The organism is Geminisphaera colitermitum TAV2 (genome assembly GCF_000171235.2).
Classification (GTDB): Bacteria; Verrucomicrobiota; Verrucomicrobiia; order Opitutales; family Opitutaceae; genus Geminisphaera; species Geminisphaera colitermitum.
This window is the reverse complement of record NZ_ABEA03000050.1, coordinates 28,145-54,860: the sequence shown is the minus strand read 5'-3', so window position 1 is coordinate 54,860 and position 26,716 is coordinate 28,145. Positions and strand designations below refer to the sequence as shown.

Sequence of the window (26,716 nt, the reverse complement as noted above, 5' to 3'; positions counted from 1 at the left end):
TTCGGGCACTTCGCGGAGGATGCGGGGGGTCATGAGGGTGCCACCGTTGGCAATGGCCGCCATGGCGTAGTGAATTTGCAGGGGGGTGGCGGCGATGGAGTAACCGGCGGGAATGCGGGTGATGTCGATGTCGCTCCATTTTTCGGGCGGAGCGAAGATGCCGCCTTCTTCGTAGCCGAGGGGGAAGCCGCTTTTCTCGCCGAAGCCGAAGGCGCGGGCGTAGTCGTAGAATTTGCGGTCGCCAAGGAGGATGCCGAGCTGGGCCGCGCCGGCGTTGCTGGAACGGGAAATGATTTCGCTGACGGTGAGGGGAATGTCGTCGGCGTGGTCGTCGCGCATGAGGCGGCGGACTTTGCCGCGATAGAGGACGGTGGTGCCGGGGGCGCAGTTGAAGCGTGTATCGGGCGATACGATACGTTCGTTGAGGGCGCCGGAGGCGGCGACGATCTTGAAGGTGGAGCCGGGTTCGATGAGATCGGTGACGGCGACGTTACGCTGCACGGCGATGGGGGTGGTGGAGTAGTTGTTGAGGTCGTAGGTGGGGTAGTTGGCGAGGGCGAGGAGGAAGCCGCTGTCGGGTTCGCTGACGATGATGGTGGCTTTGGCGGGGCGGAAGGTGGCGACGAGGTTGTCCATCTCTTGTTCGACGATGTGCTGGACGACGGTGTCGATGGAGATGACGACGTCGTAGCCGTCGCTGGGGGGAACTTCGCGGATGCGGAATTGGGCGAGTTCGCGGCGGAGGCCGTCTTTTTCGGATTCGCGCCAGCCGTCCTGGCCGCGCAGGTAGAAGTCGGCGAAGGCTTCGACGCCGCCGGAGGGGGTGCCTTCTTTGTTGATGTAGCCAATGACGTGCGCGGCAATGGAGCGCTGGGGATAGGCGCGGGTGTAGGTGCGGTTGCCGTAAATGCCGCGAATTTTGAGGGCGAGGATTTTGGCGTAGGTGGATTCTTCGACGGTGTCGCTGAGTTTGGCCCAGCGGATGAGTCGTGTGCCGGTGTCGGGGTTGATGTCGTCGGCGTCGGATTCGTTTTCGGTGTCGTTGGTCGCGGAGGAGGAGATGAGCGAGGGAGGGGACGCGGGGGAGGGGCGCGTCTTGGTGTCCATGATGCGGTTGACTTGGGCGAGGGGGAGGCCGAGGAGGGTGGCGAGTTCGGGGCGTTTGTCGTTGTCCTCGGGGCGCACGATCTGGGGGTCCACGCCGAGGTGGATGAGGGTGCGGGAGGTGGCGAGGATTTCGCTGGGCCTGCCGAGGCGGTCAACGCCACGGATGTCGCCACGGCGGGCGGGGAGGCGTTCCAACCGGTGGCGGGCGCGGTCGAGTTTCGCGACGTAGTCCTCGCGGCTAAGAATGTGCAGGTCGGCCAGCCGCCAGCCAATGCCGGCAAAGGCCAGGACGACGAGGCTGGCGACGAGGATTATGCGGTAGTTGCTGGCGAAACCACGGGAGGCGGATGTCATTGACGACGCACGGGCGTGATGCCGCCTCCATTGTCAGGGGTGGTGTTGCGCGGGACGCCGGCGCGGGCGTCGGCGGGATCGACAGTGAAACGGACGGAGTCCAAGCCGCGGGCAGTGGCGGCAGTGTCGCTGTTGAAGAGTTCCTGGTTGCGCTTGCGGGCGAGGATTTGCTCGACGGGTTCGGAGACGCGGACGATGCGGTCGCTGGCGGGAAAGGCGAGGTCGAGGCGGAGGTTGCGGTTGCGGCGTTCGAGGGTGTCGGGTGATTGCTCGGAGGCGATGCGGGTGTTGACTTCGGCAAGGCTGCGCTCGATTTCAGCGATCTGCTGCTCGGCGCGAAGGGTGGAATTGGCTGTAATGGAAATCTGGTGACGCAGCCAGACAGTGCCTAGCCCGGCCCCGCCGCCCAGCACGAACACGACCAGCGTTCCGATGAGGAGCTGATTGACGAAGGCATGCTGGGTGTTGGTTTTCATGGCGGGGGCGTGTTGTGCGTGGGCCGGGTGTCTAGAGTTTGCGGATGGCGCGGAGTTTGGCGGAGCGGGCGCGGGGGTTGGCGGCGAGTTCGTCGTCGGAGGGGGTGACGGGCTTGCGGGTGAGGGGTTCGGCGAATTTTTCCCGAAGATCGGCCGGGCGGTGGTCGTCGTGGCTTTCGGGTTGTCCGCAGAAGCGGCGGAAGGCTTGTTTGACGGGACGGTCTTCGAGGGAGTGGAAGCTGATGGCGGCAAGGACGCCGCCGGAACGGAGGAGCGCAAAGGCGGCAGGGAGGGCGCGTTCGAGGGCGCCGAGTTCGTCGTTGATGGCGATGCGGATGCCTTGGAAGGCGCGGGTTGCCGGATGGATTTTTGCCGAGAAGCGGTCGCGGGCGGGAATGGCGTTGGCGATGAGTTCGGCGAGCGAGGCAGTGCGGGAGAGGGTTCCTGTGCCGCGGGCGTCTTTGATGGCGCGGACGACACGGGTGGCGTGGCGTTCTTCGCCGTAGTCGCGGATGGCGCGCAGGAGCATGTCGTCGGTGGCGGTTTCCAGCCAGAGGGAGGCGGGGACGCCGGTGCGGGGGTCCATGCGCATGTCGGCGGGGGCGTCGGCGCGGAAGGAGAAGCCGCGGTCGGTGTCGTCGAGTTGGTAGGAGGAAACGCCGAGGTCGAAGAGGATGCCGTCCAAAGGGGGGGGGGGGGGGGGAGGGAGGAAGGCCGGGTGCGTGGCGGCGAGTTCGGCGAGGCGGCCAAAATCGCGGTCAATGAGTTGGAAGCGGTCGGAGCCGTATTCGGCGGCGAGCGCGGCGGCGCGCGGGAGGGCGGCAGGGTCGCGGTCGAGCGCGACGACGCGGGTGTCGGGAGCGGCGTTGAGAAGGGCGCGGGTGTGGCCGCCGCCACCAAAGGTGCAGTCAAGATAGCGTCCGCCGGCCCGCGGAGCGAGTAGCTCAAGCGTGGGCTGGAGGAGGACGGAAATATGACCGGCGGCGGGCATGCGGGGATGGTCTGAAGGCTGAAGGATGAAGGCTGAAAGGGCGGTGGCGGTGGTGCTGGCGAGGTTGAGAGTGGCGGCGGGCATCGGTGGGGCTTAGATGCCGAGTTTGGCGAGGATGTCGTTGTCGTCGTCCTGCGGTTTGCTGATCTGCTCCCAGAGTTCGGGGCTATAAATAACGAAGCGGTCACCGGAGCCGACGAGGACGACTTCCTTGTCGATTTTGGCGTGCGCTCGGTGGGCGTCGCTGATGGCGATGCGGCCTTGTTTGTCGAAGGTGACGGTGCGCGAACTGGCGAACAGGCGGGTCATGACCTGACGGCCTTGGACGCTGGAGATGGGGATGGCGGCGGCTTTTTCGCGGATGCGGGCGGTGGCGTCAGGGGGGAGGATGTTGATGGAGCCGTCGGTTTGGGGGATGGCGAGAAACTCGTCGTTCTCGGAGTGCACATAACGCCAGGCCGACGGAATCGTGACGCGATTCTTGTCGTCGAGGGTGGGCCGGAATTCGCCCGAATAGGTCGTTGTGCCTGCGTTTGCCATGAGGTGGAGAGCTGTCGTGTCCCCCAATATGCCCCATTTCGCCCCATTTTCCCCCACCGGGTCAAGAAAACTCCCTCTATAAACAGGCCATTTTGAGGGAAAGTTATTCACAATATGGTGAATAACTGGCGGTGCGGATAGTGAAAAGTGGGCGTCGCTTTACGTTTGGAGGGGTTTTATGGGCAAAAAAAACGGAGGAGACCGCAGCGGGTCTCCTCCGTGAGTTTTTAGTTTTTATAAAAGGGCAGTTTATACAGCGGGATGGATGCGTGTGCAGAGGCAGACGGCGTCAGATGGTCATGGCGTGGTAGCCGCCATCGACCACGATCTCGGAACCGGTGATGAAGGCGCCGGCGTCGCTGGCCAGAAGGAGCGTGGCACCAATGAGTTCCTTGGCCTCGCCAAAGCGTTTCATCGGGGTGTGGCCCATGATTGATGTCACGCGTTCGGGGGTGAGGACTTTGCGGTTTTGCTCGGCGGGGAAAAAGCCGGGGACCACCGTGTTGACGCGGATGCGTTGGGGCGCCCATTCGCGGGCGAGGTTTTTGGAGAGGTTGTGCACCGCCGCCTTGCTCGCGGAGTAGGTGAAGACACGCGAGAGGGGGATGAGCCCGGACATGGAACCGAGGTTGATGATCGATCCGCCTTCACCGCGTTCGAGGAAATATTTTCCGAATACCTGACAGCCGAGGAAAACGCCTTTGTAATTAACGCGCAGGATGCGGTCGCACTCCTCCTCGGTGATGTCGAGGAAGGGCGTGGCGGAGTTGATGCCCGCGCCGTTGATCACGATGTCCACTTTGCCGTGCCGGGCGAGGACGTCGGCGAGGAGTTTTTCGATCTGGGCCTTGTCGCTGGCTTCGGCGGCAAGGAAGCTGGAGGAGCCGCCGATGGCGGCGATGCGGTCGATGCGCGCCTTGGCTTTTTCGGCGTTGCGGCCGACAAGGACAACGTGGGCGCCGGCACCGGCCAGGCCCTCGGCCATTGCGCCGCAGAGTTCGCCCGTGCCGCCTATGACGACGGCAACGCGATTTTGAAGGGAAAATACCGAGGAAAGATAATCAGGAGCGCTCATTTGAATAAGAACCGCGCACTCTATTTGCGCTTGGGAGCACGCACAGGCACCCGTTGTGAATCAATTTTCAGTTGTCCCGCGCCCTAAAAAAAACAGGACTCACCGCTTTCGTCTCTCACTCTCTCCGTTTCTCTTTTTTGTTTTTCTCTTTCCCATGAGCCAAAATATGTCCGTCGGACAACCCGTTACCTTCGCTCTCGTTGGTTGCGGAGCCATTGCCCCCACTCAAGCCAAGGCCCTGCTCGCCCTCCGTGAGGATGCCCGCCTTCCCTACTGCTGCGACGAGGTGCCGGAGCGCGCCGAGAAATTCGCGGCGGAGTTCGGCCTCAAGGTTATTTCCTGGCGTGACCTGCTGGCCGACCCGGCGATTCAGGCCGTGACTTTGTGCCTGCCCAGCGGGTTGCACGCCAAGTTGGGCGTGGAGGCGCTTGCCGCAGGCAAGCATGTGGTGGTGGAAAAGCCGATGGATGTGTCGGTGGCCGCGTGCGACATGCTGATCGCCGCCGCGGAAAAGGCGGGACGCCAGTTCGCCGTCATTTCGCAACATCGTTTCGACCCGGCTTCGCAACTGGTGCACAGCACCGTGGCGCGCGGGGAACTGGGAAAACTGATTTTTGCCGACGCGCGCATCCCGTGGTATCGGACGCAAGACTACTACGACTCGGGCGACTGGCGCGGCACGTGGGCGCTGGATGGCGGGGGCTGCCTCATGAACCAGGGCGTGCATACGCTCGACTTGATGCTCTGGCTGGCGGGGCCGGTGGAGAGCGTGTTCGCGCAGATGCGCACGGCGGCGCACGAACGCATCGAGGTGGAGGATGTGGTGACGGCCACGCTGACATTCAAAAACGGCGCCATCGGCACGCTCATGGCGAGCACGTCAACGTATCCGGGTTTCCCTGCGCGTATTGCCATCACGGGTACCGAGGGGACTGCGATCATCGAGGGCGACGAGTTGCACACGCTGGCGATCAAGGGCCGCGACACCCTCACCGGCGGACACGCCACGGAGCACGCGTTGCAAGTGGCGACCGGCGGCACGCGCTCGGCGGTGCATCATGCCAAGGCCGATGAAAAGCTCCCCCCCCCCCCCCCCCCCCGCGCGCCGTCCACGGGCGCGAGCACAGGCGCGACGCCGATTCCGGTGGAGCCTGCTGACAAGGCGTGGAAGTGGGGCGATGCGCACCGGGCGCAGTTGCTGGATTTCATCCGCACGATTCGCGCGGGTGGTCGTCCGCTGGTCGATGGCGCGGCGGGCCGGGCCGCAGTGCAGTTGATCAACGCCGTTTACCAGTCGGCCCGCGAGGGGCGCGTGGTGAAATTGTGAGGACAAACTTTCGCGTTACTCGCGGGCTTGGGTGTCGATGATGAGCGTTACGGGGCCGTCGTTGACGAGGGCGACGTGCATCATCGCGCCAAATTCGCCGCGCTCGACGCGGCGACCGCCGAGGGCGATTTCCAGTTGGGCGAGGAAACGTTCGTAAAGCGGACGGGCGACATCGGGCGGGGCCGCCGCATGAAAGGACGGGCGAGTGCCTTTGCGCGTGCTGGCGAAGAGCGTGAACTGGCTGATCACCAGCACGCCGCCGCTGGCAATTTCGGCGACGTTGCGGGCCATCTCGCCCGTATCGTCGGAAAAGATACGCAGCTTTGCGATTTTTTGTGCGAGCCATTCGCCGTCGGCTTCGGTATCGGTTGGAGCAATACCGAGCAGAAGCAGCAGACCGGGACCGATCTGGCCGGCAATGTGTCCGTCGATGCTGACGGACGCGGAGGCAACGCGTTGGACGACGACTCTCAATCGTTCGAATTCAACTGGCCGGCTTAATCAACCGAGCGCGACGTTCGCGTTCACATCGGCGTCGTAGTCGATGCCGGACAGGCCGAAGCCGAAGAGTTTCAGAAATTCGGTGCGGTAGCCTTCGATGTCGGTGAGGGCGGCCAGATTCTCGGTGGTGACTTCGGGCCAGATTTTGTTGATCTCGGCCTGGATGTCGGGGGCCATTTCCCAGTCGTCGATGCGAACGCGGCCCGCATCGTCAAATTCGAGTCCGCCGCCGCCATACATTTGTCCGGCGAAAAGACGTTGGATTTGCTCGATGCAGCCTTCGTGCGTGCCCTTCGCCTTCATGACCTTGTAGAGGATCGAAATATAGAGCGGCACGACCGGGATGGCGGAGCTGGCCTGGGTGACGAGCGCTTTGTTGACCGAGATGAAGGCGCGTCCGTAGCCGTGGGTCTTGAGCGTGGCGTTGATGGATTTGGCGGCGCGTTCGAGGTCGTTCTTGGCGAGGCCGATGGTGCCGTTTTTGTAGATGGGCCACGTGACTTCGGGGCCGATGTAGGAGTAGGCGACGGAGGTGGCGCCGGGGGCGATGAGGCCGGCGTCGGAGAGGGCGTTGATCCACATCTCCCAGTCTTCGCCGCCCATGACGGCGGCGGTGTCGGTAATCTCGGTCTCACTGGCGGGGTCGATGGTGATCTGGCTGACAATGCCCTTGTCGGTATCGACGGTCTTGTTGGTGTAGGACTGGCCGACGGGTTTGAGGACGGACTTGTGAACCACGCCGGTCTTGGGATGCGTGCGGCGCGGGGAGGCGAGGGAGTAAACGATGAGGTCCACCTGGCCGAGGTCGGCCTTGATGGCGGCGAGAACGTCGGCCTTGAGGGCGTCGGAGAAGGCGTCGCCGTTGAAATTGCGTGCGTAGAGGCCGGCGGCCTTGGCGGCGGTGGTGAAGGCGGCGGTGTTATACCAGCCTGCGGAGCCGGTTTTGTCGTCGTCGGAAGGGCGTTCGAAGAAGACGCCGATGGTCGCCGCGCCGGAGCCAAAGGCGGCGCTGATCCGGGAGGCGAGGCCGTAGCCGGTGGAGGCGCCGATCACGAGGACCTTTTTGGGGCCATTCTTGAGGGGCGGCTGGGCTTTCACATAGTCGATCTGCTCCTGCACATGAGCGGCGCAGCCGGCGGGGTGGGCGGTAATGCAAACAAATCCACGGACTTTGGGTTTAATGACCATAATGGGCGCGAAGATTTTGAGGCCGGACGCGGGGAGACAAGACTTGATTCCGAACTTGCGCAGCCTAATCCCTCGCCGCCATCTTGGCGTCCCCTGCCCGTGCCCGGGTGGTGGAATGGCAGACACGAGGGTCTTAGAAGCCCTTGCCGCAAGGCGTGCAGGTTCGATCCCTGTCCCGGGCACCACTTCTACGAAACGACCTTCCACGGGAAAAGCCGTTCATGGGCCATGACGATTGCATGTAGCGTGCAGGGCTTAAATAAGCTCGACTTTTCCGGGGGAGACGTTCTCTTTTTAAACTTTTTACGGCCAATCGGCCTGTTCATTCGCATAGCCAACCTTTACTACATGTCAAAACGCACCATTCCTCAAAGGAGGTTTATCAAGCCGTCGTTCAACTCGTTGATTGAGAAGAAACGCGATGGTCAAGAGTTCACTCAGGAAGAGATTCGCTACATCATCGATTCCACTCTCGACGGAGAAATGCCTCAGCACCAACTGGCCGCCTTGCTGATGGCGATCTATTTCCGCCAGATGTCGGCCCAGGAAACGGCCGTCCTGACCGAAGAAATGATGCTCTCCGGCGAAGTCATTGACCTCTCCGAAATCGCCAAGCCCAAGATCGACAAATACACTACGGGCGGCGTCGGCGACAAAACCTCGCTCGTTCTCGTCCCTCTGGCCATGGCTGCGGGTGTTGTGGTCCCCATGATGTGCGGACCCGAGCACGACCATATCATCAGCCCGCTCGACAAGCTCTCCTCCGTCCCTGGCTTCAAGCCCAAGATCAGCATCGAGCAATTCAAGAACCAGCTCGCCAAGATCAACGGCGCCATTTGCGCGCAGTCCGACGATCTGGCCCCGGCCGATGCCAAGTTCCTCGCTATTCGCAAGGAGACCGGGACCATTCCCAGCCTCCCGCTTATCACTGGCAGCGTTCTTTCCAAGAAGCTCGCCGAAGGCAGCGAAGGTCTCGTCATCGACGTGAAGTGGGGCAACGGCTCCTTCATCAAGGATCTTGAACAGGCCAAGCAACTTGCCCGTTCCATGACTCGCGTTGGTCGCTCCATGAAGCGCCGCTGCGTCGCGCTCGTCACCGACATGAACCAGCCGCTCGGCGATTCCGTCGGCACCTCGCTCGAACTCAAGGAGGCCATCCAGCTTCTCAAGGGTGAAGGTCCCGAGGACATGAAGGAACTTGTGCTCAAGCTCGGCATGGAAATCGTGCGTCTGGCCGGCGTCGCGGGCTCGACCCTCTCCGCCAAGCAGACCGTGGAACGCCACCTTACGGACGGCTCCGCGCTCGGCAAACTCAAGGATCTCGTCAAGGCCCAAGGGGGCGACCCGTCCTATATCGAAACTCCTGACAAGTTCCCGAAGGCGAAATACATTCGCAAGCTGCCCGCCCCCAAGCGCGGTTACGTGCACACGATCAATGCATCGATGATCGCCCGTGGGGTGCAACTGCTCGGCATCGCGCCTGACGAGAGTGGCAAGGTCGATCACGCTGTGGGTGTATCCGAGATCAAAAAGGTGGGCACCCAGGTCAAGCAGGGTGAGCCGCTCATGATGATTCACTACAACGACGAGTCGAAGCTCGAAGCCGCGCTCAACCATTTCAAGGAAGCGTATCGCTTGGCTCCCAAACGTCCTACGCCTCCGCCGCTCGTTGTTGAGCGCGTGGCGTAACGGAATACTGCTATATGGCATAACGCATGGCGATGGGCTGCTTTAGCAAGCGGACCCTTCGCCAGCTAACACCAGACCCCGGCTGTGTCTCAGGTTCAGCCGGGGTTTTGTTTTGTACACTTACCGAACTCGGTTATGATCCGCGGACCGGTGAAATCGCCAGCATCCACCGGCGTGACAGCCGGCTGGAGTAGAGCATGTTATTCAAAACTGTAGCCGTTGTATTGACGGTAGGGAGGCCTTTGTGCCCTCTGCCGAGGGCAGCCCTTCGGGCCATCGCCTTCGGCGATGCCATCTGCGCGCTGCTGCGCTCCGTCCGAGGCCTCCGAAACCGCGCTCCGTCTACCTATGAATTTCGCATTCTCACACTACGCACGGCGGAGGCCTCGGAGAGGCCTCCCTACCAGGTAGCAAAGGTATCAAATGGCTACAGTTATTTGATCGCGGCGTGGTATTCTTGGAGCGAACGCAGGCTGCTGGCAGTGCCTTTGCATTGGGCGGCGATGCCCTTGGCGCTGGCAACGGCGGCGGCAAGCGTGGTCATGTAAGGGACTTTGTATTTGATCGCAGCTTTGCGGATGTACGAGTCGTCCACCTGGCTGACGCGTTTGCTGATCGGCGTGTTGACGATGAATTGCACGATGCCGTTCTTGATGTCGTCGGCGATGTCGGGGCGGCCTTCGTTGATCTTGATGGCGAGGTCGGCGGCAATGCCGTTCTCGGCCAGGAAGCCGCGTGTGCCGGTGGTGGCGCGGAGTTTGAAGCCGCACTCAACAAAGGTGCGCGCGATTTCCAAAACCTGCGCGGTGCGTTCCCATACGCTGATGAGGACGGTGCCTTTGGTCGGGAGCGGGGTTTGCACGGCTTCCTGCGACTTGCAGAAGGCGAGGCCGAAGTCGGTGGACAGGCCGAGGACTTCGCCAGTGGAGCGCATTTCGGGGCCGAGAATGGGATCGACTTCGTGGAATTTGTCGAAGGGGAACACCGATTCCTTCACGCCGTGGTGCGGGATGACTTTGTGCGTGAGCTTCATCTTCGGGATGCTGGCGCCGAGCATGAGTTGCGTGGCAATGCGGGCCATCTGCACGTTGCAGACTTTGGATACAAGGGGGACGGTGCGGGAGGCGCGCGGGTTGGCTTCGAGGACGTACACTTTGTCGTTCTCGATGGCGTACTGCATGTTCATCAGGCCAACGACTTTCAACTCCTGCGCGATCTTGCGGGTGTAGGCGTTGATGGTGTCGAGGTGTTTTTGGGGGATGGTGACGGGCGGGATGACGCAGGCGGAGTCGCCGGAGTGGACGCCGGCGAGTTCGATGTGCTCCATGACGGCGGGGATGAAGACGTCCTTGCCGTCGGCGAGCGCGTCGGCCTCGCATTCGAGCGCGGATTGGAGGAAGCGGTCGAGGAGGAGGGGGCGTTCGGGCGAGACGTCGATGGCCTTGGCAACGTATTCGCGGAGCATGTCTTCGTCGTAAATGATCTCCATGCCGCGTCCGCCGAGGATGAAGGAGGGGCGGATCATGATGGGGTAGCCGATGCGGTTGGCGACGGAGATGGCCTCGTCGATGGTGGAGGCCATACCGGATTCGGGCATGGGGATGTCGAGGCGTTCCATCATCTGACGGAAGAGGTCGCGGTCCTCGGCTGTATCGATGGTGTCGATACTGGTGCCGAGGATGCGCACGCCGTTGGCGGCGAGTTCGCGGGCGATGTTGAGGGGGGTCTGGCCGCCGAATTGGACGATGACGCCGATGGGGCGTTCTTTGGCGTGGATTTGGAGGACGTCCTCCACGGTGAGGGGTTCGAAGTAGAGTTTGTCGGAGGTGTCGTAGTCGGTCGAAACGGTCTCGGGGTTGCAGTTGACCATGATGGTTTCGTAGCCGGCTTCGCGGAGGGCCATGGCGGCGTGGCAGCAGCAGTAGTCAAATTCGATGCCCTGGCCGATGCGGTTGGGGCCGCCGCCGAGGATCATGACTTTCTTGGGTTCGGTGCTGGCGGTGGTGGTGTCCTTGGCGTTGTAAGTGGAAAAATAATACGAGGCGTTTTTGACGCCGGAGACGGGGACGGCTTCCCAGCCTTCAACGAGGCCGAGGGCGGTGCGGCGGGCGCGTATGGCGGATTCGGGTACGCCGAGGATTTTGGCGAGGTATTTGTCGGCGAAGCCGTCGAGTTTGGCCTGGCGGAGGAGGGGGGGGGGGATGGCGGCAAGGGTGGCGTCGGGCGTGGCGGATTTGCAGGCGAGGAGTTTTTCCTCCAGTTGCACGAGTTCCTGCATTTGTTCGATGAACCAGGCTTTGACGTGAGTGAGGGCGTGGAGTTCGGCGACGGTGGCTCCTTTGCGCAGGGCCTCGTACATGATGTAGTGGCGTTCGCTGGTGGCGAAGCGGAGTTGGGCGAGGAGTTCGTCCTTGGTCTGGGTGTTGTAGTTTTTGGCAAAGCCGAGGCCGGAGCGGCCGTTTTCAAGGGAGCGGATGGCTTTCTGGAAGGCTTCTTTGTAGTTTTTGCCGATGCTCATGACTTCGCCAACGGCTTTCATCTGGGTGCCGAGTTTGTCTTCTGCGCCTTTGAATTTTTCAAAGGCCCAGCGGGCGAATTTGACGACGACGTAGTCGCCGGAGGGGGTGTAGCGGTCGAGGGTGCCGTCGCGCCAGTAGGGGATGTCGGCGAGGTTGATGCCGGTGGCGAGTTGGGCGGAGACGAGGGCAATGGGGAAGCCGGTGGCCTTGGAGGCGAGGGCGGAGGAGCGTGAGGTGCGGGGGTTGATTTCGATGATGACGATGCGGCCGGTGGCGGGATCGCGGGCGAGTTGGACGTTGGTGCCGCCGATGACGCCGATGGACTCGACGACTTTGTAGGCGATTTCTTGCAGTTGCTTCTGCACGTCCGCGGGGATGGTGAGCATGGGGGCGGTGCAGAAGGAGTCGCCGGTGTGCACGCCGACGGCGTCCACGTTTTCGATGAAGCACACGGTGATCATCTTGCCGGAGGCGTCACGGACGACTTCGACTTCGAGTTCTTCCCAGCCGAGGATGGATTGTTCGATGAGGCATTGGGTGGTCATCGAGAGGGAGAGGCCGCGGGCAACGGTGGTGCGGAGTTCGTCGATGTTGTAAACGAGGCCGCCGCCGGTGCCGCCCATAGTGTAGGCGGGGCGGACGACGACGGGGTAGTTGAGTTCGGCGGCGGCGAGTTCGGCTTCCTCGACGGTGTGGACGATGCGGCTGTCGGGCAGGCCGATGCCGAGGGCGCGCATGGTTTCCTTAAAAATTTCGCGGTCTTCGCCGCGTTCGATGGCGTCGAGGTTAACGCCGATGACTTCGACGCCGTATTTTTGGAGGATGCCTTTTTTGGAGAGTTCGAGGGAGAGGTTGAGGCCGGTCTGGCCGCCGAGGTTGGGGAGGAGGGCGTCGGGGCGTTCTTTGGCGATGATTTGTTCGAGGCGGGCGACGTTGAGCGGCTCAATGTAGGTGGCGTCGGCCATGACGGGATCGGTCATGATGGTGGCCGGGTTGGAGTTGACCAAAACGATCTGGTACCCGCAGGCCCGCAGGGCTTTGCATGCTTGGGTGCCGGAGTAGTCAAATTCGCAGGCCTGACCGATTACGATCGGACCGGAGCCGATGATGAGGACTTTGTGGATATCGTTGCGTTTCGCCATTTGGTGGAGGTTTGGCGCGGAAGTGTGGGCCGGGACGCACGGGCGACAAATCGAATATCTGCCAACAATGGAAAATGTTTGGTATCAGCGAAGATGCTTCGCCTCCAATGAGCAGGCTAGGAGTCTTTTAGCAAAACAATGGCATATAGGGTCGAGGGCCTTTTTTTGGCTGAAACTGGCATTATTCCGGCTACAGGTAAGCGAACCTGCTCACCAAATCCTGACGACTTCAAGACTTGGGTCTTGCTGTATTTGGGTCTTGGAACATGGGCGGGATCAAAAAACCAAAGTACCAATACCAATACCAATGAAACAATACCTAAAAACCGCCGGTCTGGCCGCCGCGCTCGCCGCCGTTGCCAGCATTCCGGTTTCCGCCGAGGTTGCCATCAAAACCGTCGGTCAAGATCCCAACAAACTCGACAACGACCTCCAGTTGTTCGTTGATGGCTATGCTGCCGTTGCCGGCACGATCACCCACGTGAGCGGAACGAACACAAACGATGGAAGTCTGTTCGATTCCGGAAGCTATGACCAAGTCAAGTTTGGCATTCGCGGCCAATACAAGGACTTTGGCGGTTACGCCAGCTTCCTCTACACCCCCGGCGCCGACGACGAGGCCGGCATCCTCGACCTTTACGTCAACTGGAGCCAGGGTGGACTCACCGTGACTGTGGGCAAGTTCCTCAGCAACCTCGGTTATGAATCCTTCTATGCGATCAACACTGACTTCATCAGCTATGCGCTGGTCGCCATGCCTGGCTATCACTCAGGCGTGAAAGCTGATTACGTGGTGAACGACACCCTTACCGCCGGCGTTGCCGTCGTTGACTCGGTTTGGGCTGGTTCCGGTTTCGGCGATGACTTCAATCAGGGCGATGGCAATCTCAGTGACTTGGGCTTCGAGGCCTATGTCAGCTACACCGGCATCGAAAAGCTGACCGTGTTCCTCGGCGCAGGCTTCGAGTCTTCCGGGAATGACACCGGATTTGATTCCAGCAGCTGGACGCTTGATCTGTGGGCCAGCTATGCCCTGACCGATAAGCTCACCCTCGGCGCCGAACTCGCCTATGTCGAGGACTACTACAGCTTCGCCTGGCTCCTCTCCGCCAACTACGCGATTACCGACAAGTTCTCCACCGCCGCCCGCATCAGCGGCATCAAGGGCGAGCATAAGTATGACGAGGACGCCGACGTAAATTACAAGACTTCCGGCTACAAGTTCTCCGTTGGGCCCGCCTATGCGCTGACCGATTACTTCAGCGTCCGCGGTGAACTCTCCTACACCAAGAACAACGGAGGCGATAGCGACGTATACTTCTACGGCGTTCAGGCGCTGTTCAAGTTCTAAGCGTTCCGCTGTGTAACCGAGACAAAATTACGAACGGAACAGGCATAAGAATTGCCGTTCGTTCCCGAGCCGCCGCGATTTTCGCGGCGGCTTTTTTTTTCTCCGGTCGCGGGATGCCCCTCCCCCCCCCCCGCCTTCCTGTGCAGATATGTTGGCACGCCTTTTGCTTTCTTACCTTCCTGTCAGCATTTCACGTCCGCGTCCATGTCAGCCCATTTGCCCGGTCAGGGAATAAACCCGAATCGTATCGTAGTATCCAATACAACCGTCCGCATTGATCCACTGTTCCACTACCATGATTGCAAAAATGAATCGCATGCTCGGCCTCGGCGCACTCGCGCTGGGCGCCATCACCATCACCGCCACAAGTATCCAAGCTCAGGATACTGTAAAGGTAGGCGTTCTCCACTCGCTCAGCGGCACCATGGCCATCAGCGAAACGTCCCTGCGCGACGTGCTCCTCTACGCCTTCGACGAGATCAACGCCGCCGGCGGTGTCCTCGGCAAAAAGATCGAGCCCGTCGTCGTTGACGGAGCCTCCAACTGGCCGCTCTTCGCGGAGAAGGCCACGCAACTCCTCGAACAAGACAAGGTCGCCGTGACCTTCGGCTGCTGGACTTCCGTCAGCCGCAAGTCCGTGCTCCCCGTTTACGAAAAAAACAACGGACTCCTCTTCTATCCCGTGCAATACGAGGGCGAGGAACTTTCCAAGAACATCTTCTACACCGCCGAGGCCGTCGGTCAGCAGGCCACGCCCGGTGTTGACTACCTGCTCAACGAACTCGGCAAAAAGAAATTTTACCTGCTCGGTTCCGACTATGTGTATCCTCGCACCACCAACCTCGTGTTGAAGGAATACCTCGCCAGCAAGGGCATTCCCGATTCGGCGATCATCGAGAAATACACTCCCTTCGGTCACACCGATTACCAGCAGATCGTCGCTGAGATTAAACAATTCGCCGCCTCTGGTGACGCCGCCGTCGTGTCCACGCTCAACGGCGACACCAACGTCCCCTTTTTCCGCGAACTCGCCAATGCCGGCATCGACTCCGCTGACTGCCCCGTGATTTCGTTCTCTGTATCCGAGGATGAATTCCGCGGCCTGCCCACCAAGGATCTCGTCGGCCACCTCGGCGCGTGGAGCTACTTCATGTCGCTCGACACTCCGGCCAACGCCGAGTTTAAGAAAAAGTTCTTCGCCTGGCTCGAAAAGAGCACCGTCCCCGGCATTGAGAAAAAAGGCCGTGTCACCAACAGCCCGATGGTTCTCTCCTACGGCGGCGTGTATCTCTGGAAGGCCGCGGTCGAGAAAGCAGGCTCCTTCGACGTGGACAAGGTCCGTGACGTCCTCGAAGCCGGAGTTTCCTTCGACGGCCCCGGCGGCAAGCTCACCGTCCAAAAGAATCACCACGTCACCAAGAACGTTTACATCGGCGAGACCCTGCCTGACGGTCAGTTCAAAATCCTCAAGTCCTACGAACAAGTTTACGGCGAACCCTTCCTGAAGGGTAAGTTCAAGTAAGCAGATAGAGGAGGGCGGGTCTCCCGACCCGCCAGACGCGGCGCAGCCGCGCCATCCGATGGGCGGTGCTTCGCACCGTCGGCGGGTCGGGAGACCCGCCCTCCTCTCCTCCTCCTCCTTAAAGTAAATCCCGTGTCACTTTAGGAAACGAGGCCGCCTTGTTTCCTTGGTTTGTAGTTGTTGTTGCACGGGGACGGGACCAGCTCCCGTCCCCGTTTTTTAAATACAGTTCAGTTCGTCCAAGAATGCGTCTCCTGCCTGTTCTCCTTCTCTTGTGTGGCATCGCGGTTTCCGCCGCCGCCGTCTCCGCATCCGACGCTGATGCCGGCGACAGCGCCCTTGTCCGCGCCATTCTTGCTCCTCCCGCCGAGCAGCCTTCGCAAATTCGAGCCCTGCTCAACGAAGAGGACGCCCGCATCCGTCCCGTGCTCGAAGCCTGGCGCTCCGGCGAACTCTACATCCATGCCGCCACACCCGGCGGCGTCCGCGTCCCCTTCACCCTTTCCTCCACCGCCAATCCCGACGGCACCCGCAACGCCATCGCCGTCGCCACAGGAGAACCCCTCCTTGCCGGACCCGCCTCATCAGGCGACTCTCCGACCCCGCTCGCCTTTCAGTCCAACGCCGTCACGCCCGTCGAAACCAACGCCGCCATCCGTCGCGCCATTCGTGACGTCAGCCAGGTGGTTGACCTCGCCGACCCCTCGCCCGCCACGCGCCGCGCCGCCGCCGAGCGCCTCGGCATGACACAGCGCCCCGACTACCTTCCACTCCTCGAAGCCCGCCTCGCTCATGGTCGTGAAAAAAACGCCGCCGTTCGCCGCGCACTCGAAGACGGTGTTGCCCTCATTCGTCTGAAGAACGGCACCCATGCCGAAAAACTCGCCGCCATCTCCCGGCTCCAGACTTCGCACCATCTGGGCGTCGTCGCCCAACTCAAGGAACTCGCCGCCGCCGCTCCCGGCACCTCCCCCCCCCCCCCCCGCTCGCTACTCACACACCAAAGGACGCCAGATTGCCCAATCACCGGTCCATTCCTCATCAAATCCCTCCGCCGAACTCGCCGCCGCCGCCCGTCGCGCCGTCATGTCAGTGGAAAGTCACTACAGATTGGTCAACTTCTGGGGCACCGCCTTTCGCGGTCTCAGCCTCAGTTCCGTGCTCCTCGTCACCGCGCTCGGACTCGCCATCACCTACGGCTTGATGGGCATCATCAACATGGCGCACGGCGAGATCATGGTCGTCGGCGCTTACGCCACCTACGTTACACAAAATCTCTTTTCCGGATGGTTCGGCGCGGACTCCGCCGGATACAACTACTACTTTCTCGCCGCGCTCCCCGCCGCGTTTCTCGCCGCCGCCCTCGTCGGCCTCGTCCTTGAACGCAGCATCATCCAGTGGCTCTACCGTCGCCCCCTCGAAAGCCTTCTCGCCACCTGGGGCGTGTCGCTCGCACTCCAGCAAGGATTCCGCACGATCTTCGGTCCCGCCAACGTTCAGATCAACAGCCCCGCCTGGCTGCGCGGCAACATCGAGTTCGCCGACATCACCTTCACCTACAACCGCATCTTCGTGATCGCTTTCGCCGTCGTTGTCGTGGCCGGTGCCTGGCTCCTCATCAACCGCACCCGCTTCGGACTCTACATCCGCGCCGTCACGCAAAACCGCGCCATGGCCTCGTGCATGGGCGTGCGCACCGAACGCGTGAACATGCTCACCTTCGCCTTCGGCTCCGGACTCGCCGGACTCGCCGGCGCCTGTCTCGCACAGATCGGCAACGTCGGCCCCGGCCTCGGCCAGTCGCACATTGTGGACTGTTTCATGGTCGTCGTTTCCGGCGGCGTAGGCAGCCTCGCGGGCACCGTTTATGCCGCGCTTGGCATCGGTTCCATCGACCAGATTCTGCAACCCTTCCTCGGTGCCGTCATGGGCAAGATTCTCGTCCTCGTCGCCATCATCCTCTTCCTGCAATGGAAACCAGGCGGCCTCTTCCCCACCCGCAACCGCAGCCTCGATTAACCGCATCGCACTACTCGTGACTCCCGCACCCGCCAACGCTCGCGCCGCCTCTCTGTTCACGCCCGTCCAGTGGACCGCCTTCGCCGCCGCCCTGCTCGTCCTCGCGGTTGTCCTGCCCGTTTGCAACGCCGCCTTTCCCCCCGGCCACGCGCTGCACATCAGCAACTTCACGATCAACCTCTACGGCAAGTACGCCACCCTCGCCATCCTCGCCCTCGGTATCGACCTGCTCTGGGGTTTCACCGGCATCCTCAGTCTTGGTCAGGCGCTCTTCTTCGCCCTCGGAGGCTATGCCATGGGCATTTACCTCATCCTCATGATCGGGAAACTCGGCCAATACAAAAGCGACCTCCCCGACTTCATGGTCTTTCTCGGCTACGAAAAACTCCCCGCCCACTGGCTGCCCTTCTACAGCTTCACCTTTGCTCTCATCATGGCCCTCGCCATTCCCGGCCTGCTGGCATGGATATTTGGATACCTCGCCTTCCGCTCGCGCATGAAAGGCGTTTACTTCTCCATCCTCACGCAAGCCCTCACCTATGCCGCCGCCCTCATGTTTTTCCGCAACGACTTCGGTTTCGGAGGGAACAACGGACTCACCGACTTCAAAAAAATCCTCGGCTTCGACATCAACGCCCCCGCCACCCGCCGCGGCCTCTACATCGCCTCCATCCTCACCCTCGCCGGCGTGTTCTACTTCTTCCGCTGGCTCACCCGCACCAAGGCCGGTCAGATCCTCCAGGCCGTGCGCGACGGCGAGAACCGCGTAAGATTTTCCGGATACGACACCGCCCGTTACAAACTCTTCGTCTTCGTCCTCGCCGCCATGACCAGCGGACTCGGCGGCGCGCTCTACGTCGGCCAGGTCGGCATCATCAACCCCTCCGAAATGACGCCTGACAAATCCCTCGAAGCCGTCGTCTGGGTGGCCGTCGGCGGACGCGGCACGCTCCTCGGTCCCATCATTGGCGCCGTTGGCGTCAATGCCCTCAAAAGCTGGGCCACCCGCGCCGCCCCCGAACTCTGGCTCTTCATCATGGCGGCGCTCTTCATCGTCGTCGTCCTCCTTCTCCCCGGCGGCATCGTCAGCATCCCATCGCGCATCAAAAAAAGGCTGAAGGGCTGAAAGCCTGAAGACTGAAAACAAACCACTAACGCCCTCTCCGCCATGTCCCTTCCGCTCACCACTCACCCGCGCCCCGTCCTGCTCACCGTCGAGGACGTCACCAAAACCTACGACGGATTCCGCGCCATCAACGGACTCAATTTTTATCTCGATTCCGGGGAACTGCGCACCGTCATCGGCCCCAACGGAGCGGGCAAATCCACCTTTTTCGACCTCCTCACCGGTCGCGCCAAACCCGACACCGGCAAGATCGAGTTTGGCGACACCGACCTCACCGCGCTCGACGAATGCGACATCAACGGCCTCGGCATCGGACGCAAATTCCAGACCCCCTCCGTTTACGTGCAACTCACCGTCTGGGACAACATTCGCCTCTCCATCAAAGCACCGCGCGGCGTCTGGTCCTCACTCACCCGCCGCATCTCGCGCGAACACGCCGACCACATCGACGAACTCCTAAAGGTCGTCCGTCTCGACACACAAGCCACCCGCCTCGCCGGCGAACTCTCGCACGGCCAGAAACAATGGCTCGAAATCGCCATGCTCCTCGCGCAGGACCCCCGCCTCCTCCTTGTCGATGAACCCGCCGCCGGCATGACCGACGAAGAAACTCACCGCACCGGCGAACTCCTCATCAGCCTCGCTGGCAAACACAGCCTCGTCGTCATCGAGCACGACATGACCTTTGTGAAGCAAATCGCCCAAGGCCGCAAAGTCAGCGTCCTCCACCAGGGCAGCATCCTCTGCGAAGGCAAATTTGACGACGTGCAACAAAATCCGAAAGTCCGCGAAGTCTATCTCGGACGCGGCAAGTGAATAATGGATTTTACGATACATTTCCCTGGAAAGAATTTGAGCGTTCGAAACCTATGATAGCCACCACCGACAACTCCGAAATCCACGCGACCGACCTCAATCCGCGGAGTCCCGCCTCGCCTCCCCCCGTGCTTGGCATCAACGCCATCGAAGCCGCCATCGGCGGCTCACGTATCCTGCGCGGTGTCACGCTCGACATTCACCCCGGCGAAGTCGTCTGCCTCATGGGACGCAACGGTGTTGGAAAAACCACTACGCTGCGCTGCATCATGGGCCTTCTTCCCGTCCGTGCCGGCACGATTACCTTTGGCGGCACCCCGCTTCGCAACAGCCAGCGCACCGACAACCGCGCCCGCTCCGGCCTCGGCTACGTCCCGCAAGGCCGCGACATCTTCCCGCACCTTACCATCGAGGAAAACCTCCGCATCGGTCTCGCCGTTCACGGACGCCTCGGCTCCGCCGGCCAGCCCGATCTCGACCGCGTGTATTCACTTTTTCCTGTATTGAAGACCATGTCGTCCCGCAAAGGCGGCGTTCTCTCCGGCGGACAACAACAGCAACTCGCCATCGCCCGCGCCCTTCTCACGCGTCCCAAGCTCCTCATCCTCGACGAACCCACCGAAGGCATCCAGCCCTCCATCATCGACGAAATCGGAGACACGCTCAAAAAGCTCAAAGGCGAACTCTCCATCCTTCTTGTCGAGCAATACGTCGATTTTTGCCGCGACGTCGCCGACCGCTTTTACGCCATGGACCGCGGCGCCATCACCTACACCGGCCCCATCTCCGCCCTCACCGACGACGTAGTGCAACAACACCTGCAAGTCTGATTTCTAAACCATGATTAACCACAAAGACACAAAGCCACAGAGAGCCAATCCACAGAGTCCCACCGCAATTCTCCGTGGTATGTTCCTCTGTGCCTCCATGCCTCTGTGGTTAATTTTTTCCCATCCATGCACCTGACTCCCCGCGAACGCGAAAAACTCCTCATCGTCGTTGCCGCCGACCTTGCCCGCCGCCGTCAGGCGCGCGGCCTCAAGCTCAACTATCCCGAGGCCATCGCCATTATCACCTACGAGATCATCGAAGGCGCGCGCGACGGCCGCAGCGTGGCCGACCTTATGAGCCACGGCACCACGCTTCTCACCCGCAACGATGTCATGGAAGGTATCCCGGAAATGATCCACGACGTGCAAGTCGAGGCCACCTTCCCCGACGGCACCAAACTCGTCACCGTCCACAACCCGATCCGCTGACCATGATCCCCGGCGAAATCATCATCGCGCCCGACGCACCGCCCCTCGAAGCCAACACCGGCCTCGCCACCCTCACGCTCGACGTTGCCAATACCGGCGACCGCCCCATTCAAGTCGGCTCGCACTTCCATTTTTACGAAGTCAACACCGCCCTCATCTTCGACCGCTCCGCCGCCCGCGGCTACCGCCTCAACATTCCTGCTGGCACCGCAGTCCGCTTCGAGGCTGGCGACACCAAGACCGTCACCCTCGTCGCCCTGGCCGGAGCCCGCGAAGTCCACGGCCTCAACGCCAAAATCAACGGCAAACTCCCATGAACCTCACCCGCCGCCAATACGCCGAAATGTTCGGCCCCACCACGGGCGACCGTATCCGACTCGCCGATACTGAACTCTTTGCCCAGGTCGAGCGCGACCTTATCGCCGAAACCGCCGGGGGGGGGGGGGGGGGGGGGAGGCTACGGCAACGAAATCAAATTCGGTGGCGGCAAAGTCATCCGCGACGGCATGGGACAATCGCCCACTGCCACCGACGCCCAAACGCTCGACCTCGTCATCACCAACGCCCTCATCCTCGATCCCCTCCTCGGCGTCATCAAAGCCGACATCGGCATCAAACACGGCCTCATCGCCGGCATCGGCCACGCTGGCAATCCCGGCATCCAGTCCGGCATTGGCTCCGCGTATCCAGATCCCATTACCGGGAAACCCAATCCCATGATCGTCGGCGCGTGCACCGAAGTCATCGCGGGCGAAGGCTGCATTGTCACCGCGGGCGGCATCGACACTCACATTCACTTTATCTGTCCGCAGCAAATCGACGAAGCCCTCAGCTCCGGCATCACAACCATGATTGGCGGCGGCACCGGCCCCGCCCACGGCACCCTCGCCACCACCTGCACCCCCGGCGCGTGGAACCTCCATCGCATGCTCGAAGCCGCCGAAGCCTTCCCGATGAATCTCGGCTTCCTCGGCAAAGGCAACTGCGCCACCCCCGCCCCCCTCCGCGAGCAAGTCCTTGCCGGAGCCATCGGCCTCAAACTCCACGAAGACTGGGGCACCACGCCCGCCGCCATCGACATCTGCCTTGGCGTCGCCGACGAACTCGACGTGCAAGTCGCCATCCACACCGACACCCTCAACGAAGCCGGTTACGTGGACGACACCCTCCGCGCCTTCAAAGGCCGCACCATCCACACCTATCACTCCGAAGGCGCGGGAGGCGGACACGCGCCCGACATTATTCGTGTTTGCGGCGAAGAAAACGTCCTCCCCTCATCGACCAATCCCACCCGTCCCTTCACCGTCAACACCATCGACGAGCACCTCGACATGCTCATGGTCTGCCACCACCTCGACAGCAAAATCCCCGAAGACGTGTCCTTTGCCGAGTCGCGCATCCGCCCCGAGACCATTGCCGCCGAGGACCGCCTGCACGACCTTGGCGCCATCTCCATGATGTCCTCCGACAGTCAGGCCATGGGCCGCATTGGTGAAGTCATCTGCCGCACCTGGCAAACCGCGCACAAGATGAAAACGCAGTTTGGCAAACTCACCGGCAACCTCCACCCTGCCGCCGACAACTTCCGCATCCTCCGTTACCTCGCCAAATACACCATCAACCCCGCCATCACGCACGGCATCGCGCATATCGTCGGCAGCATCGCCGTTGGCAAACTCGCCGACCTCGTCATATTCAAGCCCGCCCTCTTCGGCGTGAAACCCGAACTCATCCTCAAAGGCGGTTTCATTGCCAGCGCCAATATGGGCGACCCAAACGCCTCGATCCCCACGCCGCAGCCCACGTTTTACCGCCCGCAATTCGGAGCCTTCGGACGCGCCCTTGCCAGCACCAGCCTCACCTTCGTATCCGAAGCATCATTACAAACTCCCGGCGGTCTTCTCAATGGCAATCCGCTCCACCTCGCCCGCCGCCTCGAACCCGTGCAACGTTGTCGTGTGATCACCAAGCGCGACATGATCCTCAACGACGCCCTCCCGAAGATCGAAGTCGATCCCGAGACCTACACCGTGAAAGCCGATGGCGAGCACCTTACCTGCGAACCCGCCCAAACCCTCCCCCTCGCCCAGCGTTATTTCCTCTTCTGACGCGTCCGCATCCCTTTGCCGCCGCTCCTTGCCTCACTTCCGTTTTCGGCAAGTCGTCCCCTCCTGCCAGCTTCCCTCGATCATGTGCATGCGCGGCAGTTCCGGCACTCCGCGCTGGTTATTCTGGATGCGCGATACAAGCGCCTCCACCGAAAACGCCCCCAGTTCCTCCGTCCGTTCGTTGATGCCGGAGAAATGTTCGTATCCATCGGGCAACGACAACAGCGCCACGCTGACATCCTCCGGCCACCGCACGCCAAGCGCCTTCAGTTGCTCCAGTCGCGCGCCGCTGTTGGCGAGGTGCAGAATGAGCGCGTCGGGTCTCCAGCGGGTAAACCACGCACGAAGCGACACGGCGTCCGTTTCCTCCGTTCCGAGCACCGGGATGTGCCGGCCTTTCGGCGTGGTGGTTTGATCAAGCAGGAATGCCGCCTTCCACAATCCATGCGAACGCATGTCCGAATGTGGAGGCAAACCAAGTCCGATCCGCCGCAGTCCACGTTCGCGGAGCTTCGAGCACACGATGAGCATCGACTCAAAATGATTATGTGCCACGCGATCGATCCGCTGAATATGCACCGTATGCCCGATGGCCACGGTGGAAAAATCGTCCAGGATCAGCGGAAGCTCCGTGCCGGGCGAGACGTGTGGCGCCAAAATAATTCCCTCCACCCGTCGGTAGGCGAGCATCCGTGAGAGTCGTTGCGGCGTCATGTCCGGGGCGTCCGTAAAAAATGTCTCCAAACGATAACCTAGTTGATGAGCCCGCTGCCTGGCTCCGTCCAGAATGTGTTCGGGATAAGTGCGATGCGGTGGAAGGTCTGCTTGATACTTCGACATCAGCCACGCGAGGCATTGCCCCTTGCCGGGCGGGTTCCTCGATTTCCGGTAAGCGACCAGGCTCGCCAGCCCCGGATCGGGCCGGTAACCGCTGGCTTCCGCCGCTTCCCGGACGCGCCGGATCGTGTCCTTGGGTAACAGCAAGCTGCCTTTCAACGCCCGCGAAACCGTGGCTTGGCTCAGTCCGAGTTGTCGGGCGAGTTCGATCTGGGTAAGACGCACGGAGAAGGCAGCCATGTCAGCGCAGACCTTTGCTCTTTGTCGGGAATACATGCAAGTTGAACGTGCATAAATATGCATGGATTTTTTTTTGAATCCCTAAAGTAGATGCCCATGGATATGCCCGTCCGCCACCCGCCTCTCCTGAATCAAACCCTGTTACTCAATGAACTCCGCCACCTCCTCCCCGATTTCACTCCCTCTCACCCACTCCCCCCCTCATTGGGGGAAGCGCGCCTTTACCCTGATCGAATTGCTTACAGTCATTGCCATTATCGGAATTTTGGCCGGTATCCTGATTCCTATTACAGGACGCGTCCGCGATTCAGCCCGCACCGCGCAATGCGCATCCAACATGCGCCAGCTCACGCAGAGCGCCCTGCTCTACGCGCAGGACAACCGCAACCGCCTTCCACCGACGTATAAAAATCCCGTGTCTTCCGACAAAGCATGGTGGCAACTGCTTTACCCGGATTACTGTCAGGCCAGCGGCGTTTACAAATGCCCCGACGACCAAACTCCCTTCGAAGGTTCCCCCCCGTACACCGGAATCTTTACGCGTAGCGGTAGAACGCTCCCCGATGGCAAAGTCTCCTACGGCATTTCGGGCGACGGTGAGGTTGATCCCCCCGATCCAAGCAAAGGGCACAAGGCCGCCAACAAAACGCTCGACAGCTTTCCCACGCCTTCGCGGATGTGCTTCCTTGCCGAGTATCAACACGCCGAGCGCCGCCTTTCCCAATACTGGCATGGTCAGATGCCGCGCTACTACAGCGAAATGACGTTCCCTCATAACGGAAAACGGAAAGGCAATTTCTCCTTCCTTGATGGGCATGTCATTCTCATGAGCGCGGCGGAACGGGACGCCGCACGAACAGAAAAACGATACAACTTCGGATTCGAAGCCCCTTGGTAACAGCTCCCCCCCCCCCCGGATAACAGCCGGTTACCGACTGCGCCCCGCCGCTACCTGATTCCCATTATCTCCCGGACATCCAATGAGCAAAACACGACACAGCACCTTACGTAATTTGTGCACCCTCACAGCCATTTTGTCGCTCGCAACCGCCGCTTGCTTCACCACGACCACCGCCAGCGCAGACGACACCCCGTCACCACTTCTCAACTACAAAATCGGGGTGCATACCCACTTTTGCCACAAGACACCCTGGATGAAGTCCTGGGATGCGGAAAAACACATCCCCATGATCGCCAGCCTCGGCGTCGGGTGGATACGCGGCGAAATCACATGGCGGGATACCGAACTCTCTCGCGGCCAATACCGTGTATCCGAAAATACACGCAAGTGGATCGAACTCGCCAACGCCAACGGCCTTAAAGTGCTTCTCGTTTTCCAAGGTAAAAACGATCTCTACGAAGACGCTTACGATCCCGCCGCCTATGCCCGCGCCGCCGCATGGCTTGCACGGGAACTCGACGGAAAAATCCACACGATGGAAATCATCAACGAACCCTTTGGTTCGTACGCCCGGCATTACCTTGGAAAAAAATCCGACTGGACCGGACGCGAGCCGGACGGCTCCGACTCCCCCTGGCTCGCCCGCTACGTCAAGCTTCTCAACACCGCCGCCGATGCGATCAAGGCCGCCAATCCGCACATGCCCGTAGTCGGCCTTGGCAACGTCACCCCTCAGAATTACCGCCAGATTGCCATGGGAATATCACGTAGTGTGGATGGCATTACAGACCATCCCTACAGCTTCCGCTCTCCGGCAGAAGTCCTTTCCCACCGCGGCACTGACGGATACCGGAAAAAGATCGGTTTCACGGTGGCCGACATCGACGGCTCCTTCGCCTCCTTTGTCCGCATGTATCGTGAGCACCTTCGCAAGCACAACGGCCCCTCTCAAATCTGGTTCACGGAATTCGGATGGACGACCTTCCGGGAAGGCGAAAAGAAGGGGAAATTCATTTACTCCTCCTTCTCCGAAGACGCGCAAGCCTGCTACATCCTCCGCCGTTTCATGGAAGGCCTCGCACTCGGAGTCGAAGTCAGCATCCAGTATGCTTTCAAGGACGACCTGCGAAATGGAGGCAGCCCCTTTGAAGCCGAAAACGGCTTTGGCCTCATTCGCAGCGATGGCTCGCTCAAACCTTCGTATCACGCCGTCAGGAATCTCGCCCGTGCGACCCTCGGTTTTGTCCCCTCCGACAAAATTAACGTCACGGTCAAACCCTTCTCGGACCGGACGGATGACCATCCGCCTGTATGGGACGGCGAACCTCTGCCCGCACTCAGTGCCATCCGGCATTACCCGTTTGTCGATCCGCAAGGCCGGACTGTCGTCGCCATCTGGTCCGCCGAACGCATCAATGACAAAAACACGAGAAGCGCCGATGTTGAGATCCAGGTCGATCCCGCCGCGCACACGCTGTCGGTCCACGACCTGCTGACAGGAACGACCACGCCGCTTGCCCATCGTTCCTCGTCCTCCGGCGACTTGTTGATCGAACAACTCGCGGTCCCCCCCCACCCCCTGCTCATCACCATAAACCCGCGCATTTCCGGCAAATGATTCCCGTCCG

The 26,716-nt window shown here is 61.2% G+C and carries 22 protein-coding genes, 1 tRNA gene and 1 pseudogene; 14 read left to right on the top strand and 10 right to left on the bottom strand.

What is annotated here, in order from left to right; genetic code table 11:
* The 5 genes from OBACDRAFT_RS06350 to OBACDRAFT_RS06330 all read right to left on the bottom strand — a co-directional run.
* Window positions 1-1,461 (bottom strand): peptidoglycan D,D-transpeptidase FtsI family protein (locus OBACDRAFT_RS06350; RefSeq protein WP_043583857.1); only part of this gene is annotated, 1,461 nt, incomplete at its 3' end.
* Window positions 1,458-1,937 carry a hypothetical protein gene (locus tag OBACDRAFT_RS06345; protein WP_043583855.1) on the bottom strand — a complete coding sequence of 160 codons (480 nt, stop codon included), beginning with the start codon at window positions 1,935-1,937 and terminating at the stop codon, window positions 1,458-1,460. The genes OBACDRAFT_RS06345 and OBACDRAFT_RS06350, both read right to left, overlap by 4 nt.
* 31 nt (window positions 1,938-1,968) lie before the next feature.
* Window positions 1,969-2,928 (bottom strand): 16S rRNA (cytosine(1402)-N(4))-methyltransferase RsmH, encoded by a 960-nt coding sequence (gene rsmH, locus OBACDRAFT_RS06340; protein ID WP_043583870.1) that lies wholly within the window; start codon window positions 2,926-2,928, stop codon window positions 1,969-1,971.
* A gap of 93 nt (window positions 2,929-3,021) precedes the next feature.
* Window positions 3,022-3,468 carry a division/cell wall cluster transcriptional repressor MraZ gene (locus OBACDRAFT_RS06335; RefSeq protein WP_043583853.1) on the bottom strand — a complete coding sequence of 149 codons (447 nt, stop codon included), beginning with the start codon at window positions 3,466-3,468 and terminating at the stop codon, window positions 3,022-3,024.
* Window positions 3,469-3,757: 289 nt separating this feature from the next.
* A complete protein-coding gene (locus tag OBACDRAFT_RS06330) occupies window positions 3,758-4,543 on the bottom strand; it encodes an SDR family oxidoreductase (protein ID WP_043583851.1) in 786 nt (261 codons plus the stop codon).
* Window positions 4,544-4,697: 154 nt separating this feature from the next.
* On the opposite strand from OBACDRAFT_RS06330, the gene OBACDRAFT_RS06325 reads away from it, so the two are divergent.
* A complete protein-coding gene (locus OBACDRAFT_RS06325) occupies window positions 4,698-5,870 on the top strand; it encodes a Gfo/Idh/MocA family protein (protein WP_043583868.1) in 1,173 nt (390 codons plus the stop codon).
* A gap of 15 nt (window positions 5,871-5,885) precedes the next feature.
* Here OBACDRAFT_RS06325 and dtd read toward each other — a convergent pair whose 3' ends face one another.
* Window positions 5,886-6,344 (bottom strand): D-aminoacyl-tRNA deacylase, encoded by a 459-nt coding sequence (dtd, locus tag OBACDRAFT_RS06320; protein ID WP_043583849.1) that lies wholly within the window; start codon window positions 6,342-6,344, stop codon window positions 5,886-5,888.
* 27 nt (window positions 6,345-6,371) lie between these two features.
* Window positions 6,372-7,559, bottom strand: coding sequence for an enoyl-ACP reductase FabV (gene fabV / locus OBACDRAFT_RS06315; RefSeq protein ID WP_043583847.1), 1,188 nt, complete (start codon window positions 7,557-7,559; stop codon window positions 6,372-6,374).
* Window positions 7,560-7,660: 101 nt separating this feature from the next.
* On the opposite strand from fabV, the gene OBACDRAFT_RS06310 reads away from it, so the two are divergent.
* Both OBACDRAFT_RS06310 and OBACDRAFT_RS06305 read left to right on the top strand, forming a co-directional pair.
* Window positions 7,661-7,744 (top strand) — tRNA-Leu (locus OBACDRAFT_RS06310).
* A 163-nt stretch (window positions 7,745-7,907) separates the two neighbouring features.
* Entirely contained in the window at window positions 7,908-9,248 is a 1,341-nt protein-coding gene (locus tag OBACDRAFT_RS06305; protein ID WP_043583845.1) for a thymidine phosphorylase, read from the top strand.
* A gap of 433 nt (window positions 9,249-9,681) precedes the next feature.
* Here the strand turns inward: OBACDRAFT_RS06305 and carB are convergent, their stop codons facing one another.
* Window positions 9,682-12,909, bottom strand: a complete 3,228-nt coding sequence (gene carB, locus OBACDRAFT_RS25060; RefSeq protein WP_052361331.1) for a carbamoyl-phosphate synthase large subunit — start codon at window positions 12,907-12,909, stop codon at window positions 9,682-9,684.
* A gap of 307 nt (window positions 12,910-13,216) precedes the next feature.
* On the opposite strand from carB, the gene OBACDRAFT_RS06295 reads away from it, so the two are divergent.
* Both OBACDRAFT_RS06295 and urtA read left to right on the top strand, forming a co-directional pair.
* Complete coding sequence (locus OBACDRAFT_RS06295; RefSeq protein WP_043583843.1) at window positions 13,217-14,260, top strand: outer membrane beta-barrel protein; 1,044 nt, start codon at window positions 13,217-13,219, stop codon at window positions 14,258-14,260.
* Between the two features lie 295 nt (window positions 14,261-14,555).
* Complete coding sequence (urtA, locus tag OBACDRAFT_RS06290; RefSeq protein WP_043583841.1) at window positions 14,556-15,782, top strand: urea ABC transporter substrate-binding protein; 1,227 nt, start codon at window positions 14,556-14,558, stop codon at window positions 15,780-15,782.
* A gap of 584 nt (window positions 15,783-16,366) precedes the next feature.
* Here the strand turns inward: urtA and OBACDRAFT_RS29455 are convergent.
* Window positions 16,367-16,654, bottom strand: a complete 288-nt coding sequence (locus tag OBACDRAFT_RS29455) for a hypothetical protein (protein WP_052361326.1) — start codon at window positions 16,652-16,654, stop codon at window positions 16,367-16,369.
* Between OBACDRAFT_RS29455 and urtB the strand changes: the two genes are divergently transcribed.
* The 7 genes and pseudogenes from urtB to ureC all read left to right on the top strand — a co-directional run bounded on the left by urtB (window position 16,653) and on the right by ureC (window position 23,110).
* Complete coding sequence (gene urtB / locus OBACDRAFT_RS29450; RefSeq protein ID WP_052361324.1) at window positions 16,653-17,801, top strand: urea ABC transporter permease subunit UrtB; 1,149 nt, start codon at window positions 16,653-16,655, stop codon at window positions 17,799-17,801. The genes OBACDRAFT_RS29455 and urtB overlap by 2 nt on opposite strands.
* A gap of 16 nt (window positions 17,802-17,817) precedes the next feature.
* Window positions 17,818-18,927 (top strand): urea ABC transporter permease subunit UrtC, encoded by a 1,110-nt coding sequence (gene urtC / locus OBACDRAFT_RS06280; protein ID WP_043583839.1) that lies wholly within the window; start codon window positions 17,818-17,820, stop codon window positions 18,925-18,927.
* A 42-nt stretch (window positions 18,928-18,969) separates the two neighbouring features.
* Complete coding sequence (gene urtD / locus OBACDRAFT_RS06275; RefSeq protein ID WP_043583837.1) at window positions 18,970-19,743, top strand: urea ABC transporter ATP-binding protein UrtD; 774 nt, start codon at window positions 18,970-18,972, stop codon at window positions 19,741-19,743.
* A gap of 53 nt (window positions 19,744-19,796) precedes the next feature.
* Entirely contained in the window at window positions 19,797-20,573 is a 777-nt protein-coding gene (gene urtE / locus OBACDRAFT_RS06270) for an urea ABC transporter ATP-binding subunit UrtE (protein ID WP_043583833.1), read from the top strand.
* 126 nt (window positions 20,574-20,699) lie between these two features.
* Window positions 20,700-21,002 carry an urease subunit gamma gene (locus OBACDRAFT_RS06265; RefSeq protein ID WP_043583831.1) on the top strand — a complete coding sequence of 101 codons (303 nt, stop codon included), beginning with the start codon at window positions 20,700-20,702 and terminating at the stop codon, window positions 21,000-21,002.
* A gap of 2 nt (window positions 21,003-21,004) precedes the next feature.
* On the top strand, window positions 21,005-21,319 hold the full coding sequence (locus tag OBACDRAFT_RS06260; protein WP_043583830.1) for an urease subunit beta: 315 nt from the start codon (window positions 21,005-21,007) through the stop codon (window positions 21,317-21,319).
* Window positions 21,316-23,110, top strand: a pseudogene (gene ureC, locus OBACDRAFT_RS06255) (urease subunit alpha). The gene OBACDRAFT_RS06260 and the pseudogene ureC overlap by 4 nt, the downstream one beginning before the upstream one ends.
* 33 nt (window positions 23,111-23,143) lie before the next feature.
* Here ureC and OBACDRAFT_RS06250 read toward each other — a convergent pair.
* Window positions 23,144-24,187 carry a substrate-binding domain-containing protein gene (locus tag OBACDRAFT_RS06250; RefSeq protein ID WP_043583829.1) on the bottom strand — a complete coding sequence of 348 codons (1,044 nt, stop codon included), beginning with the start codon at window positions 24,185-24,187 and terminating at the stop codon, window positions 23,144-23,146.
* A gap of 148 nt (window positions 24,188-24,335) precedes the next feature.
* Here OBACDRAFT_RS06250 and OBACDRAFT_RS06245 point away from each other — a divergent pair, with 148 nt between their 5' ends.
* Window positions 24,336-25,085, top strand: coding sequence for a type II secretion system protein (locus tag OBACDRAFT_RS06245; protein WP_081721849.1), 750 nt, complete (start codon window positions 24,336-24,338; stop codon window positions 25,083-25,085).
* A 136-nt stretch (window positions 25,086-25,221) separates the two neighbouring features.
* On the top strand, window positions 25,222-26,706 hold the full coding sequence (locus OBACDRAFT_RS06240) for a cellulase family glycosylhydrolase (RefSeq protein ID WP_232766728.1): 1,485 nt from the start codon (window positions 25,222-25,224) through the stop codon (window positions 26,704-26,706).
* Window positions 26,707-26,716: the final 10 nt, after the last annotated feature.

Excerpts from the sequence above, each read along its gene's own strand:
- carB (WP_052361331.1), bottom strand. The coding sequence starts at position 12,909 with ATGGCGAAACGCAACGATATCCACAAAGTCCTCATCATCGGCTCCGGT.
- urtA (WP_043583841.1), top strand. The coding sequence starts at position 14,556 with ATGATTGCAAAAATGAATCGCATGCTCGGCCTCGGCGCACTCGCGCTG.
- OBACDRAFT_RS06325 (WP_043583868.1), top strand. The coding sequence starts at position 4,698 with ATGAGCCAAAATATGTCCGTCGGACAACCCGTTACCTTCGCTCTCGTT.
- OBACDRAFT_RS06345 (WP_043583855.1), bottom strand. The coding sequence starts at position 1,937 with ATGAAAACCAACACCCAGCATGCCTTCGTCAATCAGCTCCTCATCGGA.
- urtE (WP_043583833.1), top strand. The coding sequence starts at position 19,797 with ATGATAGCCACCACCGACAACTCCGAAATCCACGCGACCGACCTCAAT.
- OBACDRAFT_RS06250 (WP_043583829.1), bottom strand. The coding sequence starts at position 24,187 with ATGGCTGCCTTCTCCGTGCGTCTTACCCAGATCGAACTCGCCCGACAA.
- OBACDRAFT_RS29455 (WP_052361326.1), bottom strand. The coding sequence starts at position 16,654 with ATGGGTGCCGTTCTTCAGACGAATGAGGGCAACACCGTCTTCGAGTGC.
- OBACDRAFT_RS06305 (WP_043583845.1), top strand. The coding sequence starts at position 7,908 with ATGTCAAAACGCACCATTCCTCAAAGGAGGTTTATCAAGCCGTCGTTC.
- OBACDRAFT_RS06260 (WP_043583830.1), top strand. The coding sequence starts at position 21,005 with ATGATCCCCGGCGAAATCATCATCGCGCCCGACGCACCGCCCCTCGAA.
- OBACDRAFT_RS06245 (WP_081721849.1), top strand. The coding sequence starts at position 24,336 with ATGAACTCCGCCACCTCCTCCCCGATTTCACTCCCTCTCACCCACTCC.
- urtD (WP_043583837.1), top strand. The coding sequence starts at position 18,970 with ATGTCCCTTCCGCTCACCACTCACCCGCGCCCCGTCCTGCTCACCGTC.
- OBACDRAFT_RS06295 (WP_043583843.1), top strand. The coding sequence starts at position 13,217 with ATGAAACAATACCTAAAAACCGCCGGTCTGGCCGCCGCGCTCGCCGCC.
- OBACDRAFT_RS06265 (WP_043583831.1), top strand. The coding sequence starts at position 20,700 with ATGCACCTGACTCCCCGCGAACGCGAAAAACTCCTCATCGTCGTTGCC.
- urtB (WP_052361324.1), top strand. The coding sequence starts at position 16,653 with ATGCCGAAAAACTCGCCGCCATCTCCCGGCTCCAGACTTCGCACCATC.
- fabV (WP_043583847.1), bottom strand. The coding sequence starts at position 7,559 with ATGGTCATTAAACCCAAAGTCCGTGGATTTGTTTGCATTACCGCCCAC.
- OBACDRAFT_RS06335 (WP_043583853.1), bottom strand. The coding sequence starts at position 3,468 with ATGGCAAACGCAGGCACAACGACCTATTCGGGCGAATTCCGGCCCACC.
- rsmH (WP_043583870.1), bottom strand. The coding sequence starts at position 2,928 with ATGCCCGCCGCCGGTCATATTTCCGTCCTCCTCCAGCCCACGCTTGAG.
- OBACDRAFT_RS06330 (WP_043583851.1), bottom strand. The coding sequence starts at position 4,543 with ATGAGCGCTCCTGATTATCTTTCCTCGGTATTTTCCCTTCAAAATCGC.